At 38.5% G+C, this 19,081-nt stretch carries 17 protein-coding genes; 11 read left to right on the top strand and 6 right to left on the bottom strand.

Annotated features, from left to right (window positions below):
• Positions 1 to 114 precede the first annotated feature (114 nt).
• The 4 genes from L3V46_RS08195 to L3V46_RS08180 form a co-directional block, all read right to left on the bottom strand.
• Positions 115 to 2,580, bottom strand: a complete 2,466-nt coding sequence (locus L3V46_RS08195) for an ExeM/NucH family extracellular endonuclease (RefSeq protein ID WP_239045406.1) — start codon at positions 2,578 to 2,580, stop codon at positions 115 to 117.
• Positions 2,581 to 2,796: 216 nt separating this feature from the next.
• A complete protein-coding gene (locus L3V46_RS08190; protein ID WP_239045405.1) occupies positions 2,797 to 4,443 on the bottom strand; it encodes an AMP-binding protein in 1,647 nt (548 codons plus the stop codon).
• Between the two features lie 274 nt (positions 4,444 to 4,717).
• Entirely contained in the window at positions 4,718 to 5,851 is a 1,134-nt protein-coding gene (locus tag L3V46_RS08185; protein WP_239045404.1) for an acyl-CoA dehydrogenase family protein, read from the bottom strand.
• Between the two features lie 206 nt (positions 5,852 to 6,057).
• Complete coding sequence (locus L3V46_RS08180) at positions 6,058 to 6,828, bottom strand: 3-hydroxyacyl-CoA dehydrogenase (protein WP_004719394.1); 771 nt, start codon at positions 6,826 to 6,828, stop codon at positions 6,058 to 6,060.
• A gap of 191 nt (positions 6,829 to 7,019) precedes the next feature.
• Here L3V46_RS08180 and L3V46_RS08175 point away from each other — a divergent pair, with 191 nt between their 5' ends.
• The 5 genes from L3V46_RS08175 (at position 7,020) to L3V46_RS08155 (ending at position 11,740) form a co-directional block, all read left to right on the top strand.
• Complete coding sequence (locus L3V46_RS08175) at positions 7,020 to 8,048, top strand: AraC family transcriptional regulator (protein WP_239045403.1); 1,029 nt, start codon at positions 7,020 to 7,022, stop codon at positions 8,046 to 8,048.
• A gap of 227 nt (positions 8,049 to 8,275) precedes the next feature.
• Complete coding sequence (locus L3V46_RS08170) at positions 8,276 to 8,623, top strand: hypothetical protein (RefSeq protein ID WP_004719389.1); 348 nt, start codon at positions 8,276 to 8,278, stop codon at positions 8,621 to 8,623.
• Positions 8,624 to 8,920: 297 nt separating this feature from the next.
• Positions 8,921 to 9,883, top strand: a complete 963-nt coding sequence (locus L3V46_RS08165) for an aliphatic sulfonate ABC transporter substrate-binding protein (RefSeq protein WP_239046763.1) — start codon at positions 8,921 to 8,923, stop codon at positions 9,881 to 9,883.
• Positions 9,883 to 10,716, top strand: coding sequence for an ABC transporter permease (locus L3V46_RS08160; protein ID WP_239045402.1), 834 nt, complete (start codon positions 9,883 to 9,885; stop codon positions 10,714 to 10,716). The genes L3V46_RS08165 and L3V46_RS08160 overlap by 1 nt, the downstream gene beginning before the upstream one ends.
• Before the next feature lie 112 nt (positions 10,717 to 10,828).
• Positions 10,829 to 11,740 (top strand): bestrophin family protein, encoded by a 912-nt coding sequence (locus tag L3V46_RS08155; protein WP_239045401.1) that lies wholly within the window; start codon positions 10,829 to 10,831, stop codon positions 11,738 to 11,740.
• A 146-nt stretch (positions 11,741 to 11,886) separates the two neighbouring features.
• On the opposite strand, the gene prmC is transcribed toward L3V46_RS08155, so the two are convergent.
• Together prmC and prfA are read right to left on the bottom strand one after the other, a co-directional pair.
• Positions 11,887 to 12,705, bottom strand: coding sequence for a peptide chain release factor N(5)-glutamine methyltransferase (gene prmC / locus L3V46_RS08150; RefSeq protein WP_239045400.1), 819 nt, complete (start codon positions 12,703 to 12,705; stop codon positions 11,887 to 11,889).
• Positions 12,705 to 13,793 carry a peptide chain release factor 1 gene (gene prfA, locus L3V46_RS08145; RefSeq protein WP_004719378.1) on the bottom strand — a complete coding sequence of 363 codons (1,089 nt, stop codon included), beginning with the start codon at positions 13,791 to 13,793 and terminating at the stop codon, positions 12,705 to 12,707. The genes prmC and prfA overlap by 1 nt, the downstream gene beginning before the upstream one ends.
• Before the next feature lie 390 nt (positions 13,794 to 14,183).
• Here prfA and L3V46_RS08140 point away from each other — a divergent pair, with 390 nt between their 5' ends.
• From L3V46_RS08140 to L3V46_RS08115, 6 genes are all read left to right on the top strand, one after another.
• Complete coding sequence (locus L3V46_RS08140) at positions 14,184 to 14,615, top strand: hypothetical protein (protein WP_004822418.1); 432 nt, start codon at positions 14,184 to 14,186, stop codon at positions 14,613 to 14,615.
• A gap of 303 nt (positions 14,616 to 14,918) precedes the next feature.
• Positions 14,919 to 15,458, top strand: coding sequence for a glycine zipper domain-containing protein (locus tag L3V46_RS08135; protein WP_004822419.1), 540 nt, complete (start codon positions 14,919 to 14,921; stop codon positions 15,456 to 15,458).
• A 164-nt stretch (positions 15,459 to 15,622) separates the two neighbouring features.
• Positions 15,623 to 16,636 carry an LLM class flavin-dependent oxidoreductase gene (locus L3V46_RS08130; RefSeq protein WP_239045399.1) on the top strand — a complete coding sequence of 338 codons (1,014 nt, stop codon included), beginning with the start codon at positions 15,623 to 15,625 and terminating at the stop codon, positions 16,634 to 16,636.
• A 238-nt stretch (positions 16,637 to 16,874) separates the two neighbouring features.
• Entirely contained in the window at positions 16,875 to 17,357 is a 483-nt protein-coding gene (gene yiaA, locus L3V46_RS08125) for an inner membrane protein YiaA (RefSeq protein ID WP_034613439.1), read from the top strand.
• A 213-nt stretch (positions 17,358 to 17,570) separates the two neighbouring features.
• Positions 17,571 to 18,500, top strand: coding sequence for a ferritin-like domain-containing protein (locus L3V46_RS08120; protein WP_239045398.1), 930 nt, complete (start codon positions 17,571 to 17,573; stop codon positions 18,498 to 18,500).
• Positions 18,501 to 18,517: 17 nt separating this feature from the next.
• The gene (locus L3V46_RS08115; RefSeq protein WP_105713737.1) at positions 18,518 to 19,075 is read left to right on the top strand and encodes a flavoprotein; all 558 of its coding nucleotides are present in this window, start codon (positions 18,518 to 18,520) and stop codon (positions 19,073 to 19,075) included.
• Positions 19,076 to 19,081: the final 6 nt, after the last annotated feature.

The raw sequence follows: 19,081 nt of genomic DNA, 5'->3' as shown, positions 1-19,081 counted from the left end.
TGAAGAGATTCTGTCTTAAATCAGTTGGTGCAATTTTTTATGTTATATAGTTTTATAAAAGCATAAAAAAAGAGAAACTAGATCACTAGTTTCTCTTTAAAAAGATATCGCGTATTAGGATTTCTTTTTTGAACGCGCTAATACTGAGCTCGCTGTAAGCAACATCAGTCCAAATAAAGACCACAGTCCCGTACTGCCCCCACTGCTCTTATGCCCACCTGTAGTACCACTTGATTCATTTAAATCTAAATCAACAATAACCGGATCGTGATCAGAAGAACGGAAAGCATCTGGCGCATAGAAAGAAGCAATTTGTTCTTCAGTTTTATATTCTTCATTGTAGTCTAATGCTGTTGGTTCATCAGCATTGATATGCCATGCAAAAGTACGTTTAACCATTGGGTATAAGTTTGCATCTGCAATTGCATGATCTAAATTACCCGCACCACCATTCCCGGTTGCATCACTGGCCACACCAAAGACATAGCTATATGCAGATTTACCTTGCCCTACTTTTTCATCATTTAGCAATATTTTGTAGTTGGCTTTTTCAAATGCCAAGATTGGATCTTCTTTGGCATAACTGTTCATATCCCCAACCAATAAATAATTTGGTTTTTCAGCTTTGGTCGGGTTGGTTGCAATCCACTGAATCAATTTTTGTACTGCAGTAACACGAGTCGGATTCCAACAGCCTTGACCATCACCTTGGTTTGCTTCTGGTGAGGTTTTATCGTCAGGACAACTACCTTTAGACTTTAAGTGATTTGGTACAACAGTAAAGGTTTTTCCTCCCGTTACTGCTTGGAAGCTTTGTGCCATCGTGACTCGGTTTTTCTGTGTCAAATCATCATATACCACAGGATTACCAACAGGTTTTACACGTTTGCTATTATAAATAATCGCAACTGCAATCACATCAGTACCTAACTTATCCATATTCGGTGGGATGACATATTTCCAATCTGCACCTAAAGCTTTGGTTAAGTAATTCACAGCACTTTTTTCGCCATAACCATTGTTGGCAATTTCCATTAAGCCATAAACATCTGCATCAATGGTTTTAATCGCACTGACTATTTTGGCATGTTGACGATTAAATTCTGTCTCGGTGTTTGCACCACGATCTGGTTTAACACCAATCAGCGGCGAATTGTCATAATTTAGGACGTTAAATGCGGCAACACGAACCTGTTTAGTCTCTTTTGCCAAGACGGTTGAATTCCGCAGATTGCTGTCTTTGACAACCTCAGGCAAAGCTTTGTTTTGAATCGGTTGAATACGCCAAGCATTAAAACGGTATTCCAAAATCCCTTCAACATTTTTAAGCTGATAGCCTGTACGTAAAGTGTTTGCCGCATTAAATGTTTGTGGCAACCATGGTGTTCTGTTTTGATTGTTATAACCATCATCCAAGATAATCTTAGACAATAGATTTTGTTTTGCTAAAGCAACCGCTTCATTGGATTTCGCAGGATATAAATTGGTTGGGATATATAAACGTCCCAAACTTAAAGACAATTGACCATATCGACCATAATCATAATTCTCGCTAACCGTTAGGGTTTGAGGAATTTTCACCAACATGCCTTGATAGCGCTTAGGTGCATTGCCTGTAGCATCGGTTAAACTTGAAAATGGCAGTTGAATCGGAGTAGAACTCACCAAACTTGCGGCTTGATTATTACAGGTTTGAATATTGCTGCTCAGTTGATCAATTTGCAATTGATTTTCATAATTGGTTAAACGCCCTTTCAGAATCACTTCTTCACCCACTTTACCGCCAGTGATTGTGCTTGCAGCAGGGAGATAGACAAAGATCGCATTGCTTAAATTTGCTTTAGCTTTACTGTCAGGGGTTTGAATATAGAAACCTGAAAAACCATTTTGATAGCGATAATCCGCAGTAATGACACCTCGAACCACATATTGTTGGTTTTGTGCCGCAGATTGTAAATCTGCAATTGCAGTATCAGCAGCACTACAACTGATTGCAGTGATTGGCGGTGTCGTTGTACCAGTACCTAAATAGCTACTGAATGCATTACGATCTGACCATTTGCTCCACTCACTGTCCAAATCAAAGGCACTATTTGGATCTACAGCGCTGACATCATTTTTATTTTTTATTCTGCTTAGGCTATTTCCAGCACTGGTGATTGTGGTCCCCCAACCGCCACTTGCAGGTCTTTCCCCAATCCGCCCAAAACGATCTACAGCTGTTCCTTTATACACAAGGACCAAGGCATCATCGCCATTAAATGACAAAGCATTTGCAACTTGATTTAATTTATTACCAATTTCTGCCTGTAATTCAGTACTGCCCACAATAAATTTGGCTTTGGTCGCAAGTGTTCCTTGTAAATCAACAGTTGTAGGAGTTGTTTTACCATTGCTATATAGCTGAATTTGATAATCAGCAAGGTTGACGGTTGATGCATCTGGATTATAAATTTCTAATCCTTTTCTACTTCCTGTGCCATCAATGTATTGGCTAAACATCAATTGTGCATAGCTTGGAAATGAACAGCCCAATAGTGCAAGGCTTAAACAAAGTGTATGTGGTTTTAAATTTTGCATAATTTTTAACGTTTGTTGAAATTTAAAGCAGATTAATTTTTATTAATGACAATATCGTGAATTTGAATCATTCTATTTGATCCATTTATTATTTAGACAAAAAATATCACAGGTAAAGTGGACTAAAATTGTTATAAAGACCTTAGAAATACGGGATCTTATGCTGATCATAAAAAAGCACCCTTTCGGGTGCAAAGCATGGAACTTTAAAAGATATTAAGCCTGCAATTGCATTTGCTGTAATTTAGCCACTTCTTGTTGCTTCAATAAATTACGTTGAATTTTGCCACTAGATGTTTTGGGTAAGCTTTCAACAAACTCAATTTCACGTGGGTAAGAATGCTTAGATAATCGAGAACGTACATATTCTTGTAATTTCGCATTCAATTGGTGACAACCCGTGAACTGAGGCTTGAGCACAACAAAAGCTTTTACGATCTCTGTTCTTTCTGGATCAGGTTTACCAATCACGGCAGACTCTAAAACTTCAACACATTCCAAAAGGGTACTTTCTACATCAAATGGCCCAACACGATAACCTGAAGTTGTAATGACATCGTCTGCACGACCAATAAAATCAACCCCACCTAATTCATTCAAACGAACAGTATCCCCAGTTAAGTAATAATGATCAACGAAGGATTTACGATTATTTCCACCATAACCTTTAAACCATGTGAGTGGCGATTGAGAGAAGTCAATTGCTAGCGTTCCAATCTCACCTCGTTCAACTTCTTGGTTGTCTTGATTTAACACTGCAAAACGATGACCAGGATTAGCAAAGCCTGCTGAGCCGACTTTTATTGCATGTGCTAAAGCATGATGGTTACCAATCACCATACCTAATTCTGTCTGCCCATATTGGTCATAAATATTGACATTTAAGTCATGATTAAACCAATGAATTACTTCAGGTGTTAAAGGTTCACCCGCACTGCTGACTGCACGTAAATGCGCTTTGATTGAAGCATTAAATTTTTCTTTAAAGCCAAAGAACATACGAAATGCTGTCGGTGAACCGGTAAGATTACTGACTTGGTATTTTTGAATAATTTCCAAAGCATGGTCGACACTAAATGCCCGTTCATCCATGATAATACTGTGTCCCAATCCCAATGGGCCAGCAATACCATAATATAGACCATATGCCCAACCTGGATCCGCAAGGTTCCAAAATGAATCATCTTCACGTAAATCAACGGCGTGACGCATATATTCTTTAAAGGCCAAAATCGCTTTTAATGGTACTGGAACCGATTTTGCCAAACCTGTTGTTCCAGAGGTAAACATCATTAAAAAATCATCAGTAAAACTCAACATAACGGGTGCACATTCAGCTGATTGACCTGCTAGCTCTTGCCAAAAATCTGCATCCTTTGTTGTTGCAAAATCTTGTGGATGAACAGTCAGAATATTGGGAAGTTCAATCCCGTTTAATTTTGGACGTTGTTCAGTGTTAGTGATGATCAGTTGGGTATTGGCTGTTGCTACGCGATGCTCAATCGCTTTTGATTCAAAGGCGGTAAATAAGGGCTGATAAATTGCTCCGATACGCCAAGTTGCCAATATGGTGATCAGTAATTCTGGAGTGCGTGGTAATAAGCCAGCAATACAATCACCAGTTTTTAAGCCTAGCGAGTGTAAATAATTGGCTAATTTTCCTGATGCTTGTGCCAGTTGTTCAAAGGTCCATTGTGAAGACTCACCGTTTTTGCCTTCCCAGATCAAAGCCACTTTATTTAAACCGACAAAACGCTCGCAGCACTCGATATAGGCATTGATTGACTGTGGGTTGCCAACCAGTTGCTCATTGATTAGTTTTTCATAATCGAATTCTTGGTAGGCTTGTTCCAATGTTTTCATGGCAATATCCTTGTATTTTCAGCACAAATCATCTCGATGTGCGGTTCCATATTTTGCTTTCTAGCTTTTCTAAAAATGTTGAATCATTCAACATGTGTTCCTATGCGTATAGATAACCATGATTAGAAATCACACACAATTTCCAAATACCTCAATTGTATTGCAGTTTTTGAACATCTGCTTTTGCTGTCATGGTGGAAGGCTTTAAAATAAAAAAGACCAGTGCGAAGCTGGTCTTGAGATAGAATTTTGATGCGCTAATCTACAATTGAACTTACTGAATCAGCGCTCTTGCGATAACTAAACGTTGAATATCGGAAGCGCCTTCATAAATCTGACTGACTCGAACATCTCGATAGATTCGCTCTACTGGAAAATCAGCAACATAGCCATAACCACCATGAATTTGTATTGCATCTGAACAGACTTTTTCAGCAATTTCAGATGCAAACAACTTCGCCATTGATGCTTCTTTTAGACAAGCTAAACCTGCATCTTTTAAACTTGCGGCATGGTAAATCAACTGCCGTGCTGCTTCGATTTGAGTGGCCATATCGGCTAAGCGAAATGCCACAGCCTGATGTTGTACCAACTCCACTCCGAAAGCTTTGCGCTGATTGGCATATTCAACCGCAGCATCCAACGCCGCTCGTGCCATTCCCACACATTGAGCGGCTATACCAATGCGACCTGACTCTAAATTCGACAAGGCGATTTTATATCCTTCACCCTCATTTCCTAATATGTTCTCAGCAGGAATCCGACAATTCTCAAAAACAATTGTTGCGGTATCTGAGCAATGTTGTCCCATTTTATCTTCAATCCGAGAAACGATATAACCTTCTGTATTGGTTGGAACGATAAAACAAGAAATGCCTTTCTTCGCTGCGGATTTATCCGTAACTGCAAATACAATTGCCACTTGTGCGTGCTGTCCAGAAGTAATGAATTGTTTGGTTCCATTAATTACCCATGAATCGCCATCACGTTCTGCTTTACATAGCAAAGCACCTGCGTCTGAACCCGCCTGCGGCTCCGTTAAACAGAAACAGCCAAGCCATTGACCTGTTGCCAATGGCATTAAGTAGTCTTGTTTTTGTTGGTCTGTCCCATATTTTTGAATAATTCCACAAGGCAAAGAATTTTGTACGCTGACAATGGTTGAAATTGCACCATCTCCTGCGGCAATTTCTTCAATTGCCGTCACCAAGGAAATATAGTCCAAACCTGCGCCACCCCATTGATCAGACACGGTCATGCCTAATGCACCCAGTTCACCCAACTCTTTGAGTTCTTGATGAGGAAATTTTGCAGTTTTATCACGTTCAGCAGCTGTGGGTTTAAGTTTATTCTGCGAATAATTTCGCATCATTTCCTGAACCATTTTTTGTTCATCATTGAGAATCATTTGAGCATCCCTCTCAGCACTTTTAAATTTTAAATCACTGCAATCATGATCAGCGACCAATCAAAATCTCGTTGTTTATATAAATTTAGGCTAAAGTCTGCCTAACATGATGGTTTAGATCATGTCAGGCCGTATTCAATTTTTTAAAAGTTTGCTATTGCTTACATTAAAGCAAAGTTAGAAATAAGCAGACGGATTAGACCAGATTACTTTGGCTGCATACGGATTGCGCCGTCTAATCGAATTGTTTCACCATTTAAATAGCTATTTTCACAAATATGACCAACAAGCTGTGCAAACTCTTCAGGCTTCGCAAGGCGTTTAGGAAAAGGCACCATTTCACCCAACGCATCTTGAACATTTTGTGGTAATGATTTCAACATCGGGGTTTCCATAATCCCTGGTGCAATGGTCATCACACGGATGGCATGTTGCGCAAGTTCTCGCGCCAAAGGTAATGTCATTGCAACAACAGCACCTTTAGATGCAGCATAAGCGGATTGACCAATTTGGCCATCAAACGCAGCCACTGAAGCAGTGTTAATAATCACACCACGATCTTCTTCACCTGCGGGTAACGCATAACGAGAAATGACATCTGCGGCAAAACGCAGCATGTTAAATGTTCCTGCGACATTAATATTCAATACTTTTTGAAATGCGTCTAAAGCATGGATGCCATTTTTACCTAGTACTTTGGCAGATGGGCCAATTCCTGCACAATTAATTAAGCCATTTAATTGAGCATAATCCTGCTCCACATTTTTAAAGAATTGTTCAACAGCAACTTCATCGGTCACATCAAGTTGAACAAATTTGGACTTTTCACCTAAGCGCTTCTGCATTTCTTCGCCAAGCTGGTGATTCATATCCACCATGATCACTTTCGCACCTTGACCAATCAAATGTGTGGCTGTCGCTGCACCTAATCCAGATGCACCACCAGTCACAACAAAAACTTTTCCTTCAATTTTCATTTTATTTTCCTAGTTCATTGTTTGAATTGAGCAGTTTAAATGATGAATTAAACCCACTTTCGACTTAAGATGCAGAGTAAACATAGTCAAGCTTGAGTACAATTTCCAAAAGTTGCATCCTGTATGATGTATTTGGACAATTTAAACATCTTTTTGGAAAACTTTAGTCACAAAACACGTCTCACAAGATAATGGAATACACTGTGAACAATCAACAATTCAGTGAAAGCAAAGGCACAATTTCAATTGCACTGGTACATGAGGCGCTGAGCAGTGCCCAAGACAAGGGCTATGATATACAGCAGATTTTGCATGATGCAGAGATACCGCTGGAAATATTTCATGCAACCAAATCACGTATTGCTGTTTCAGCTTATGCAAAACTTTGGACTAAAATAGCAGACCATATGAATGATGAGCTCTTTGGCATGGACTCGCATCAGATGCGACGCGGTTGTTATAAATTATTGTCTAAAATGGTCATGCAAGCGGATACCCTACACACAGCGATTGAACAAATTTTGCAATATTTTAATTTTGTCTTGGATGACTTCACCAGCAAACTGATTATTGATGAAAATTATGCATACATTGTCATTACAGATAAATTACAAACTAAGCGTATGTTCTGCTATGCCACTTATATTATGTTGATTCACAGTTTGATCTGTTGGTTAGCAGATCAAAGGATTTTACTCAATCAATTACAATTAAAATGCACGCCTCCTGAAGATGACAGCGATTATCGCGTTCGATTCTGTGAAAATATTACTTACCAAGCAGATGAGAATTATCTGCAATTCGATGCAAACTACTTAAACATTCAAATCAAACGTGATCAAAAATCTTGGTATGGTTTTATTAAAAACACCCCTGAAAATCTACTATTAAGATTTAAGAATCCTTTGGCTTTAAGTTCAATGATTCGCAAGCAATTACTTTCTATTGCTCCTGCTGAATGGTTAGAACTCGGTGAACTATCAGCGCAGCTGAATATTTCAGAAGCCACCATACAACGCCGTTTAAAAAATGAAGGCAGCAGTTACCAACAACTCAAAAATGATATACGGCGAGATATGGCGATTGAACTGCTTGGTAAAACCACACATACCTTACAAGACATCAGTGAGCTGTTGAATTTTCAGGATGCCAGCGCATTTCATCGGGCATTTAAAAAATGGACTGGGGTAAGTCCAGGTGCTTATAGAGAACTCAAATAACATTGAAAGCATTGTTAATGCAAAAGATAATATTTTAAAAAATTTATTTAAAATCAAAATTATAATAAAAAATATATCAATATAAAGGCAAGCTCGATATTTACAGCTTATCTGAATAAGGTTGCAAATTAATCAATAATGGTATATTTATTACCCAATTTAAAGCAGGTTTTCTGCTTATTTCCTGTGGTACCCTCCTCCCCTTTAATCACTTTTAGGTCACTAACATGATTAAGATGATTGATGTACTAGAGCAAAATCTAGTTCAAAACTTTATCCATTCCCTTTCTGCTCAAACTGAACATTTAGATGAGCTTATCGAAGGTATTTTAAAAGCTTCAGATCATGACTTTGAACATGCCATGAATGATTTTTTCAAAACCAATGATGCTGCAGAAGTCGCACAAGCGCTTGATATTCACCAAGAGCGATTAGATGCAATTCAATCAGGCTTAGCAATGAAAAAAGAAAACATTGCTGATACTGCAAAAATTGTTGCGCTTTGTCTGGCACTTGAAACCAATGCATTAGACCAAGTTGAAATTGCAGACAGTCTGGAAGATTATCCAGTTTAATTTGCCCAATCCAAAAATGCCTCTGTATAGAGGCATTTTTTATGTCTAATGACTAAAATTTAATTAGAATATTTTTTTATAACTCATTTCAATAATCATCTATTCAACAAACAAATATGCATAATTTAAAAACATAAATTTATTCATATAGTTAAACCAATATTTTTTACATTTCATATTTTAAGAAGTGAATATCTGTTTTTCTTTTTTGTACTTTCACCCTAAAAAATATACATATCTAGCTCTGTGTTTCTCTTTGAATTTTATGGGGTATGTATGAAAGTTTTTAGCAAAAAAATGACGCACTTAGTTTCCACCTTAGCTTTAAGCTTAACCGCAATGTCTTCTTTTGCAACCATCCCAACAACATTGAAATTAGACTATGCCTATTACGCCCCAACAAGTTTAGTGGTTAAAGAACAAAAGCTATTAGAAAAAGCCTTACCCAAAACAGAGGTCAAATGGGTGTTTAGCCAAGGCAGTAACCGTTCACTTGAATATTTAAACAGTGGCAGTATCGATTTCGCCTCTACCGCGGGTTTAGCAGCAGTATTAAGTCGTGCCAATGGCAGTCCGATTAAAACGGTTTATATCCAAAGCCAGCCAGAATGGACTGCATTAGTCGTTGCAAAAAACTCAGCAATCAAATCCTTAAAAGATCTCAAAGGGAAAAAAATTGCTGCAACCAAAGGGACAGACCCATTCTTATTTACGCTTCAAGCACTTGAAACCGTCGGGTTAAATAAACGCGATGTGCAATTGGTACATCTACAACATCCAGATGGGAAAACAGCTTTAGAACGTGGTCAGGTAGATGCTTGGGCTGGTCTTGATCCACTGATGGCATCTGCACAATTGCAATCAGGCGCAAAACTGCTCTATCGCAATATCGCTTTTAATAGTTACAGCGTGTTAAGTGTAAAAGATCAATTTAGCACCCAAAGCCCAGAAGCAGTTGAGGCTGTAATTAAAGCTTATGAACAAGCACGTAAATGGGCAAAAGCCAATCCAGATAAACTTGCAGAATTATTAGCACGTGAAGCAAAATTGCCACTTGAAGTGGCGAAGTTGCAATTGAGCCGAACTAATCTAGATCAAAACATTCCAACCGCGAAACAGCTTAATGCGCTAAAGAAAGCAGGCACTATTTTGACTGAAGAGGAACTGGTTCGAAAAGGCACCAATGTAAATCAAGTTGTAGATCAACTATTTGACAGAAAATATGCACAAAAGGTCATTGGCAAGGTTGCTGAGAAGTAATGACAAAGTCTACACATACTCAATCGACGCAAAGCGAATCAAATGTACGTATAGCGCAGGCGAGTTTAAACAAACCTGCCTTTAAGACCAATGTTTTAAAATGGGTAAAAGGAATTACACTTCCGTTGCTGCTCATTTTATTATGTGAGTATTTAGTTCGTTTTGGATGGATTGAGTCTTATCTGCTCCCTGCCCCAAGTAGCTTAGTTGACTCATTCAAACAGCTTGCCGCAGGTGATTTATTGACCCATATCTATACCAGTACTTGGCGTGTTTTTTTAGGTTTTTTTATTGGTAGCTTATTGGGGCTCATTTTTGCAATTGCAGTGGGTTTAAACAAACACATTGAAGAATTTTTAGAACCTACATTTTCAGCGATCAAATCTATTCCAAGTCTTGCTTGGATTCCGTTATTGCTTTTGTGGTTAGGCATTGATGAAGCCTCAAAAATTACCTTAATTGCGATTGGTGCATTCTTTCCCACCTATACCAATAGCGTATCTGCCATACATGGTGTTGATTCAAAGTTGTTAGAAGTGGCAAAAGTATACCGTCTGACCTATCTACAAAGTATCTTCCAAATTGTTCTGCCTGCTGCATCGCCTGGAATTCTCGTTGGACTCAGAAACAGTTTAAGCCTAGCGTGGATGTTTATGATTGCAGCAGAACTGATTGCAGCGACACAAGGTATCGGTTATCTGCTCAGTGATGGTCGAGAAACCTCAAGACCTGATATTGTGATTATTGCGATCATCTTACTGGCTGTTCTCGGTAAACTCACTGACAATCTGATGAAATTGATTGAAAACTGGTTTTTACGTTGGAGAACATAAACCATTTAAAATACGGCTTTTGATCAGCCGTATTTTTTAAATTGCTTATTTGCAACTTGCATTTCTGCTTTTCTCTATGAAACACTGTCGCAGTAATAGTTAGGTAGACAGTATGATCATTCGTGATAAAAGTAACAGCTTCGCACTTCTCTTTGCTTGGCACGGCACCATTCTTCCCAAAGTCTTACCCGCATTAACTTTTGTTGTGCTGATCTCGACAGTTCTGGTTTACCTATCATCACATCACTATTTTACAATTCCTGCTGTACCTGCAATTGGGTTTACCGTGTTCGGGATTATCCTTTCTATTTTCTTAAGCTTTAGAAATACTGCATGTTATGATCGTTGGTGGGAGGGTCGTAAACTCTGGGGTGCCTTGATTGCAACCTCACGCCATCTTTCTCGTGACACACATGTTTTACAAGAAAACCAGCGTAAAGTTTTAATGTATCGGGTGATGCTATTTACCCGTTTATTAAGAAATCGTTTACGCAATCAAAATCAGTCCATTGAATTTTATAAAAATAAAGTTGATTTAGATGAATTAAGCTTTAGCCAACTGTCAAACCACATTAATGCTGCACAATTTGTTTTAGAAGAAATCCAAAAATCTTTAGTGCAATCACTTAAATCAGGTGAAATTTCTGACATTATCTATCAAGGTTTAAATCATCATATTGTTGCTATGGGTAATATTCAGGCTGGCTGTGATCGCATTCTAACCACCCCATTGCCTTATTCTTATTCAGTCTTATTACATCGCACAGTATATTGCTTTTGTTTGATTTTGCCGTTTAGTTTAGAGGCAAGTTTAGGGATTTGGACACCCGTCATCGTCAGTTTAATTGCTTATTTATTTTTGGGACTAGATGCTTTGAGTGCTCAGCTTGAAGAACCATTTGGCCTACAAGAAAATGATTTACCTTTAGATTCAATTACTCGTTTAATTGAAAGAGAAATGCACAGCTCTTTGGGTGAAAAACTCTTAGAGCCGATTCAATTGGTGAAAAGTAATTTGACTTAACTGGTTTTTCTAAAGGCTATATTTCCCCCTTAGCTTTTAAATACAGCGAATTCTTTTAATACTTATTATTCGCCAATAAAAAAGACTTTGTTGGATAAGCAACCACCGCCATCCAACAAAGTCTTTTTAGACATTGCAATGCAAAACTAATTTGGCCACTGACCTAGTGTGACACGATCATTTCCACCATAATCTTTAACGGTTCTGACTTGTTTAAAACCAGCACCTTTAAAAATGTTTTGTACCGCTTCAGCTTGATCATAACCATGCTCAAGTACGATCCAACCTTGAGTCGCCAACCATTTTTTACCTTGCTGAACAATATGTTCAATATCCGCCAAACCATGCTGCTCAGCAACCAAAGCTCTTTCAGGCTCAGAAGCAAGATGCGGCATATGCTCATCATCAGCATCAATGTAAGGTGGATTAGAAACAATCACATCAAAAAATTGACGATTCAAAGCTTTAAACCAACTTCCTAAGAAAAACTTGACCTGCCCTAAGTCATGTTTTTCAGCATTATGTAAAGCAACCTCTAAAGTCGGCTCATAAATATCTGTGGCAATAATAGACCAATTTGGACGCTCACTTGCCAGCGATAATGCGATCGCACCTGTACCCGTACCTAAATCAACCATACGAGTATCTTCAGGCAAATCAAGATTTAAAACCGTTTCAACCAATACCTCAGTATCTGGACGAGGGACTAAAGTATCTTTGGTAACTGTTAAATCCAAAGTCCAAAATGGTTGTGAGCCAGTTACATAAGCCAAGGGTTCACCCGCAGCAATCCGCGCTAGACCCTCGACATATTGCTGTTCTTGCTCAGCAGTTAATTCTTGCGTAGATTTAAGTGACAAATCAAAAGCATCAATTCTTAAAATATGCTCAAGTAACCAAGCATTTTCTTGACGCTCATAACTTTCAGCTTCTCCACGTAAGGCCAAAGCCTGTGCAATATTCATTAACCACCATTTTGTTGTGCAAGCATCGCCAACTGATCTGCTTGATATTCGCGATGTAAGCTGTCAAGTAGTTCAGTCAAATCACCTTCCATTACTGCATCTAACTTATATAAAGTTAAATTGATACGGTGATCTGTCATACGACCTTGTGGATAGTTATATGTGCGGATACGTTCCGAACGATCCCCTGAACCCACCAAATCACGGCGCATTTCAGATGTTGCTGCATCGGCTGCAGCACGTTTCGCATTCTCTAAACGTGAAGCCAGTAACGCCATCGCTTTTGCTTTGTTTTTATGCTGTGAACGTTCATCCTGACATTCCACCACAGTACCTGTTGGAAGATGGGTAATACGTACAGCAGAATCAGTTTTGTTAATGTGCTGACCACCCGCACCAGAAGCACGGTAAGTATCGATACGTAGATCCGCAGCATTAATCTCTACTGTGGTGTCTACATCAACTTCTGGAAGAATTGCCACAGTACATGCCGAAGTATGTACACGACCTTGTGACTCAGTGGCTGGAACACGTTGTACACGATGCGCCCCACTTTCAAACTTCAAGCGACCGTAAACACCTTCACCATTCACTAGACAGATAATCTCTTTATATCCGCCATGCTCACCTTCATTTTCAGATAAGATCTCAATACGCCAGTTTTGAGTTTCAGCGTATTTACTATACATACGGAATAAGTCACCCGAGAAAATCGCCGCTTCATCACCACCGGTACCAGCTCGGATTTCCAAATATGCCGAGTTGGCATCATTTGGGTCTTTAGGAATCATAAGAATATTCAACTCAGCTTCAAGTTGTTCAATTAAAGCTTTGTTCTCTTTGATTTCCTCAACAGCCATATCCTTAAAATCTGGATCAGTTAACATTGCTTCTGCTGTTTCAATATCTTCTTCAGCTTGCTTGTACTTTTTCCAAACATCGGTAATTTCTGATAAATCATTATGCTCACGGGACAAATTACGAAAACGCTTATTGTCTGAAATGACTTCAACATCTGCCAATAATGCTTCTAACTCTTCATGTCGATCACAAAGTTGGTCTAATCGTAAACGTAACGATTCTTTCATTTTAAATAGATTCTCAAGCTAAGCCTTACCAAAAAACATCGAGCTTTATAACAGCCCATTTAAAATTGGTAAGAAAATTCTAAAATTGTGCCTAGTTTACCGATTCTGCCATTTAAATGACACATTTATATAAGCACCATCAAGATAAGCTGGAGAATTTATAACAAGATGATCCGCATGTTTTTTGATTAGATGCTTTTATTCTCCATTATTCATGCTATTTGTTAACTAATATGGGTGTTTTAAAATCACTTTTAATAGAAAACATACATTCAGATACCAAACGCTATCAATTTTCAGATCCCTCTCCACATTTTTTTGAAAAATTTTTGTTACATTTGCCACATCGAATAGAGATAGAACTGTCCAGATAAGGACATGGAGCAACACATGAAATTTAATACGATCATATTTAGTACTGTATTGGCAGTAACTTCAATATTTACAGTAAGTGCTCATGCTGATAACTCAACACGTATTGCAGCAACTTCTGCTCTAGGTAGTGTCGTTGGTACTGCTGTAGGTAAACAAATCGGTGGTAACACTGGCGCAATGATTGGTTCAGCAGTGGGTGGTGCAGGTGGTGCTGCAGCATCAACCAATAGAAAAGACCGTACTGCGGCTGCAATCGGTGGTGGTTTAGGTGGTGTTGGTGGTTATACCGTAGGTAAAAATATGGGTGGTACCACAGGTGGTTATATTGGTGCTGCTGCTGGTGCGGCGGGTGGTTCGGTTCTTGGTAAAAAAGTTTCTCAAGACCGCCATGCAGATCAACGTAAGTACAATAAAAAGTACTACAAAAAACACCGTCGTCATCACTAATTGATCCGTGAATGATATCAAGCACCTTCGGGTGCTTTTTTGTTTTGTTTCATCTTAGATAAACTGTCAATCGTGTAGAACTACAAGTAATGATTCATAGCTTAATATTGATTGTACAAAATAAGGTTTTACTTAAAACTAAGTTTAATATTCACATAATATGAATAAATTAATCAGCCAAATATACAATCCACACACAAAACACAGAAATTGCTTACATTCAAATCCATAATTATTGCTAAATGTTTCGTTATTCTAGCCTCAAGTTAAAGAATTCGAAGAAGCTTCGATCAGGAGTTTAAAATGAAATTACAAGCAATCCTTGGTGCAACTGTAATTGCAGCAACAATGATGACGACTGCACATGCAGGCAACTCAACCAATACAGCATTAACATCAGCACTTGGTGGTGTGGTGGGTGCTGCGATTGGCCAACAAATGGGTGGTTCAACAGGCGCGATGATTGGTTCTGCAATCGGTGGTGGTGTTGGCGCAGGCGCTTCATCAAATAAACGTGACCGTAATGGTGCGATCATCGGTGGTGCTTTAGGTAGTGCTGGTGGTTATACCGTAGGTCGTAATGTGACGGGTACTTCAACTGGTGGCTATATTGGCGCAGGTCTTGGTGCTGCAGGTGGTTCGGCATTAGGTCAAAAAGTCAGTGACGACCGTCGTTATGATGATCGCTATGACAACCGTTATGGACGTTACAATGATCGATATGATCGTGGTGGTTACCGTAATGTTGATTATCGCTATAATGACCGTGGCTATCGTAAAGACAATGGCAATCATTATGGTCACTACAAAAACAAGAATCATTGGAATAACTGGAAAAATTAATTTCAGTCCAAAATTGATATCCAATTATTTAAATCAAGCACCTTCGGGTGCTTTTTTTTGGATAATAAAATCAACATCAAAACCACCAAATATCGACAATTTTCGATATACATTTGCACACTTATATCGTATTATTTCGATATATATTATTTTCGAGTTTAAAAATGTCGTCTTTAACAGATACCACATTAAAGAATACGAAGTTCTCTATCCTAGAACTCGCACCAGTTCGAGAAGATCAAACAGTTGAGTTTTCACTTAAGCATGCATTGCAACTTGCTCAGCATGCAGAACAGTTGGGGTTTGATCGCCTTTGGTTAGCTGAACATCATAATATGGACGGTATCGCCAGCTCCGCAACTGCTGTATTGCTGGGTTACATCTTAGCCAATACAAAAAATATTAAAGTGGGCTCGGGAGGGATTATGTTACCCAACCATGCACCTTTAGTGGTTGCTGAACAGTTTGGTACCTTGGCAACACTCTATCCAAATCGTATTGAACTCGGCTTAGGTCGTGCGCCTGGAACAGATCCAACCACCATGCGTGCATTAAGACGTGGTCGTCAAGAAACAGAAGAGCAATTTCCACAAGATGTTTTAGAAATTTTAAGCTATTTCGCCGATGCGGTGCCTCAGCAAAGAATTAAAGCAACACCTGGGCAAGGTACGCATGTGCCTGTGTGGCTTTTAGGATCGAGTCTTTTTAGTGCACAACTGGCGGCTAAATTAGGACTTCCTTATTCATTTGCCTCACATTTCGCACCGAGAATGTTAGGACAAGCCATTCAGCTCTATCGTGACAATTTTGAACCATCCGCCTATTTAGATAAACCGTTTGTATCTATGGGAGTTCCTACTGTGGTCGCCCAAACCGATGAGGAAGCAGAGTATCTAGCCACAAGTGTGTATCAACGTATTCTTGCATTACTGACAGGACAAAGTTTAAAACTGAAACCGCCTGTAGCAACAATGGAAGGCCGATGGTCTGCATCAGAGAAAATGTCCGTACAAAACTTCTTAGGTATGGCGCAAATTGGCTCACCAGACACAGTGAAGAACGGTTTAAAGCAACTTTTAGAAAAATATCAGGTAGATGAATTTATTTTCACTTGCGATATTTATGATACACAGAAGCGCCTAGACAACTTTAGTTTATTGATGGATTTAAAAAAATAATACAAATCAATCATGTTTTCCTCTTTACCAAAATGAAATGACAAATTTCATTTTGGTTTTTTTTTGATTTAACTGTCCTATAGCTGAAATATCCAATTGATTTAAAATACTATTTATTATTTCCCCCACTTAAACTCTATTTGAATTAGCTCTCATAAATTGAAAAGATTTGCCATCTCATTTCAAATCAGCATAATAGAACATATAAAAATCAGTAAAATAGTAATAAGGAACAACAATGAACCAATATATCAATAAACCCACCCCTGCTTTTATTGCAGTCAGTTGGGTGGCTTTACTTGCTGGTGCGGCAGCCTACTGTGTCGGTTTATTCAATGCACAAATTCTATTAAATGAAAAAGGCTATTATTTAATCCTGATCCTTTATGGTCTATTTTCTGCTGTTTCACTACAAAAAGTTGTTCGGGATAAACTTGAAGGTCAGCCAGTCACAGCAATTTATTATGGACTATGCTGGGCTTCAGTGGTGATCTGTATCGTTCTGCTCGCATTGGGTTTATGGAATGCGACCATGGCACTCAGTGAGAAAGGTTTTTATATCATGGCTTTTTTACTCAGCCTCTTCGGTGCTGTTGCTGTACAAAAGAATATTCGAGACTTGGAATATCTCAGAACGAATTCACAGCCTGAATTGCCTCAGCCCCACCCTGTTCAACAAGTTGAAGTTAAAGAACTTGAAACACCAGAAGATAAATTTTAATTGTTAAACAATCTATTGCTCCAAATGATAAGACTTGTCCTTTTATGACAAGTCTTTCTTTTTATCTCAATCACTTAGCTAAATTTTCACATTCAAAATCAAACCATTACTGGGTTGATATTTTTCATCATTTCACAATGAATATCTTTGCCAATTGATTCACAGAAATATTAAATAAAATGCAATGAAATCCTTATTTTTGATAGATTTGCTATGGCTTCAATTGACTTAGAAAAAATGTTAGATAAAGTCAAAAATACACAATGGACTTTATCCGATATTGATTGGGATGCACCAGGCCGTGAGCTGGTTACAGTTGAACAATGGCCAAAACTTAAAGACTTTATGGCAGATCTGATGTGGATTGAGCATGTAGGTGCCCGTGCATTTTCAGCAATGTCAAAAAAAGCGCCAACGGCAACTTTACGGGAGATGTACGCCATCTTTCATGCCGAAGAACAACGCCATGCCAATGCAGAAATGGCGCTCATGAAACGCTGGGGAATGTTAGATGGTGATATCCCTAAACCAAATAAAAATTTACGCTTGATTATTGAATGGCTAGATACCTATGCCGATGAAATGCCTTTTTATATTTTAGGCGCAGTGATTCCCATGCTTGAAGTGGCTTTGGATGGCGCTTTATGTACCTTTTTATTGGATACTGTAGATGATCCAGTTTGCCACCAAGCCTTTGAACTGATTAATGGCGATGAAGCACGGCATTTAGGTGTGGGTTTCAGTGTAATGGAAGCACAAGGGATCAATAAAAGCGTCATTGAGCTTGCCCAAATGGCTGCACGAGTAATCGACCCACGTTTGATGCTGGGTATTTTGGCCTACTTACCATTGATCAATAAAATGCGTGACAACGTCATTAAGCTCGGGCTTCCTGAAGAAAAATTATATGCAGCAATGAATAAATTTTCGAAAATTGGCGGAAGAACAGCGGAAGGACGCCGTAACCCATGGTTCCAAATCATTCAATTTCATGGCAAAAATGTAGTAGATCGCAATAAAAAATGGTTCCATATCCCGATTGATGCCATGGTTAGCGTGACTGACAAGATTCCTGAAAAGTCTTTACCTAAAGTCCCAAGTTGGATATATCAATTAACGTCAGAACCCACTGCGACCAATTAGTATAAAAAGGAAATAATATGCTCGATAGGAAAAAGAGTCAAAATGAAGGTTTTTTTCAAAATCAGCCGGAATTTTTTAAGCATTATAAAGGTAAAATTATTGCATCTACTGAGATTAAACTCACCGATTTTACCGGTTTAAACGTGGCAATTATTGGTGCAAATCAACTTACAGTCACACACCTTGGCCACGTTTTAAACAGTGCTGAATTTGTAAAAGTGTTTCAAATCACACCCGCTTTTATTTTACCGCAAACTGAAAAAGGGGTTCAAAAGTTAATTTCGCACCCTTTGATTATCAAAAATCGTCGTTTGTTTAATCATCGTGTTAAATCAATGTTGGCGATTCGTTATCTAGAGTCGCAAGTTCAGGAACAATGGTTAAAACGTCAGTTGATGCCGAACTCTGCGTTAAAGAGTAAAGTATTTTTAAAATCAGATACTTACTATACAGCATTACAACGTAAAAACTGTAAATTAATCACTTGGCCAGTCGTTAAAATTACTGAAAATGCAGTACAAAGTATGGAAGGAATTGAACATTTAGTGGATGTGATTATTACCACTTACGAATAATAGTTT

This window comes from Acinetobacter sp. AG3 (genome assembly GCF_022343575.1).
Classification (GTDB): domain Bacteria; phylum Pseudomonadota; class Gammaproteobacteria; order Pseudomonadales; family Moraxellaceae; genus Acinetobacter; species Acinetobacter guillouiae.
The sequence above is the reverse complement of the archived record's forward strand: the minus strand, read 5'-3'. Positions and strand labels throughout refer to the sequence as shown.

Bases quoted from the DNA above. Each gene is read 5' to 3' on its own strand.
- L3V46_RS08195 (WP_239045406.1), bottom strand. From the start codon at position 2,580: ATGCAAAATTTAAAACCACATACACTTTGTTTAAGCCTTGCACTATTG.
- L3V46_RS08190 (WP_239045405.1), bottom strand. From the start codon at position 4,443: ATGAAAACATTGGAACAAGCCTACCAAGAATTCGATTATGAAAAACTA.
- L3V46_RS08185 (WP_239045404.1), bottom strand. From the start codon at position 5,851: ATGATTCTCAATGATGAACAAAAAATGGTTCAGGAAATGATGCGAAAT.
- L3V46_RS08180 (WP_004719394.1), bottom strand. From the start codon at position 6,828: ATGAAAATTGAAGGAAAAGTTTTTGTTGTGACTGGTGGTGCATCTGGA.
- L3V46_RS08175 (WP_239045403.1), top strand. From the start codon at position 7,020: ATGGAATACACTGTGAACAATCAACAATTCAGTGAAAGCAAAGGCACA.
- L3V46_RS08170 (WP_004719389.1), top strand. From the start codon at position 8,276: ATGATTAAGATGATTGATGTACTAGAGCAAAATCTAGTTCAAAACTTT.
- L3V46_RS08165 (WP_239046763.1), top strand. From the start codon at position 8,921: ATGACGCACTTAGTTTCCACCTTAGCTTTAAGCTTAACCGCAATGTCT.
- L3V46_RS08160 (WP_239045402.1), top strand. From the start codon at position 9,883: ATGACAAAGTCTACACATACTCAATCGACGCAAAGCGAATCAAATGTA.
- L3V46_RS08155 (WP_239045401.1), top strand. From the start codon at position 10,829: ATGATCATTCGTGATAAAAGTAACAGCTTCGCACTTCTCTTTGCTTGG.
- prmC (WP_239045400.1), bottom strand. From the start codon at position 12,705: ATGAATATTGCACAGGCTTTGGCCTTACGTGGAGAAGCTGAAAGTTAT.
- prfA (WP_004719378.1), bottom strand. From the start codon at position 13,793: ATGAAAGAATCGTTACGTTTACGATTAGACCAACTTTGTGATCGACAT.
- L3V46_RS08140 (WP_004822418.1), top strand. From the start codon at position 14,184: ATGAAATTTAATACGATCATATTTAGTACTGTATTGGCAGTAACTTCA.
- L3V46_RS08135 (WP_004822419.1), top strand. From the start codon at position 14,919: ATGAAATTACAAGCAATCCTTGGTGCAACTGTAATTGCAGCAACAATG.
- L3V46_RS08130 (WP_239045399.1), top strand. From the start codon at position 15,623: ATGTCGTCTTTAACAGATACCACATTAAAGAATACGAAGTTCTCTATC.
- yiaA (WP_034613439.1), top strand. From the start codon at position 16,875: ATGAACCAATATATCAATAAACCCACCCCTGCTTTTATTGCAGTCAGT.
- L3V46_RS08120 (WP_239045398.1), top strand. From the start codon at position 17,571: ATGGCTTCAATTGACTTAGAAAAAATGTTAGATAAAGTCAAAAATACA.
- L3V46_RS08115 (WP_105713737.1), top strand. From the start codon at position 18,518: ATGCTCGATAGGAAAAAGAGTCAAAATGAAGGTTTTTTTCAAAATCAG.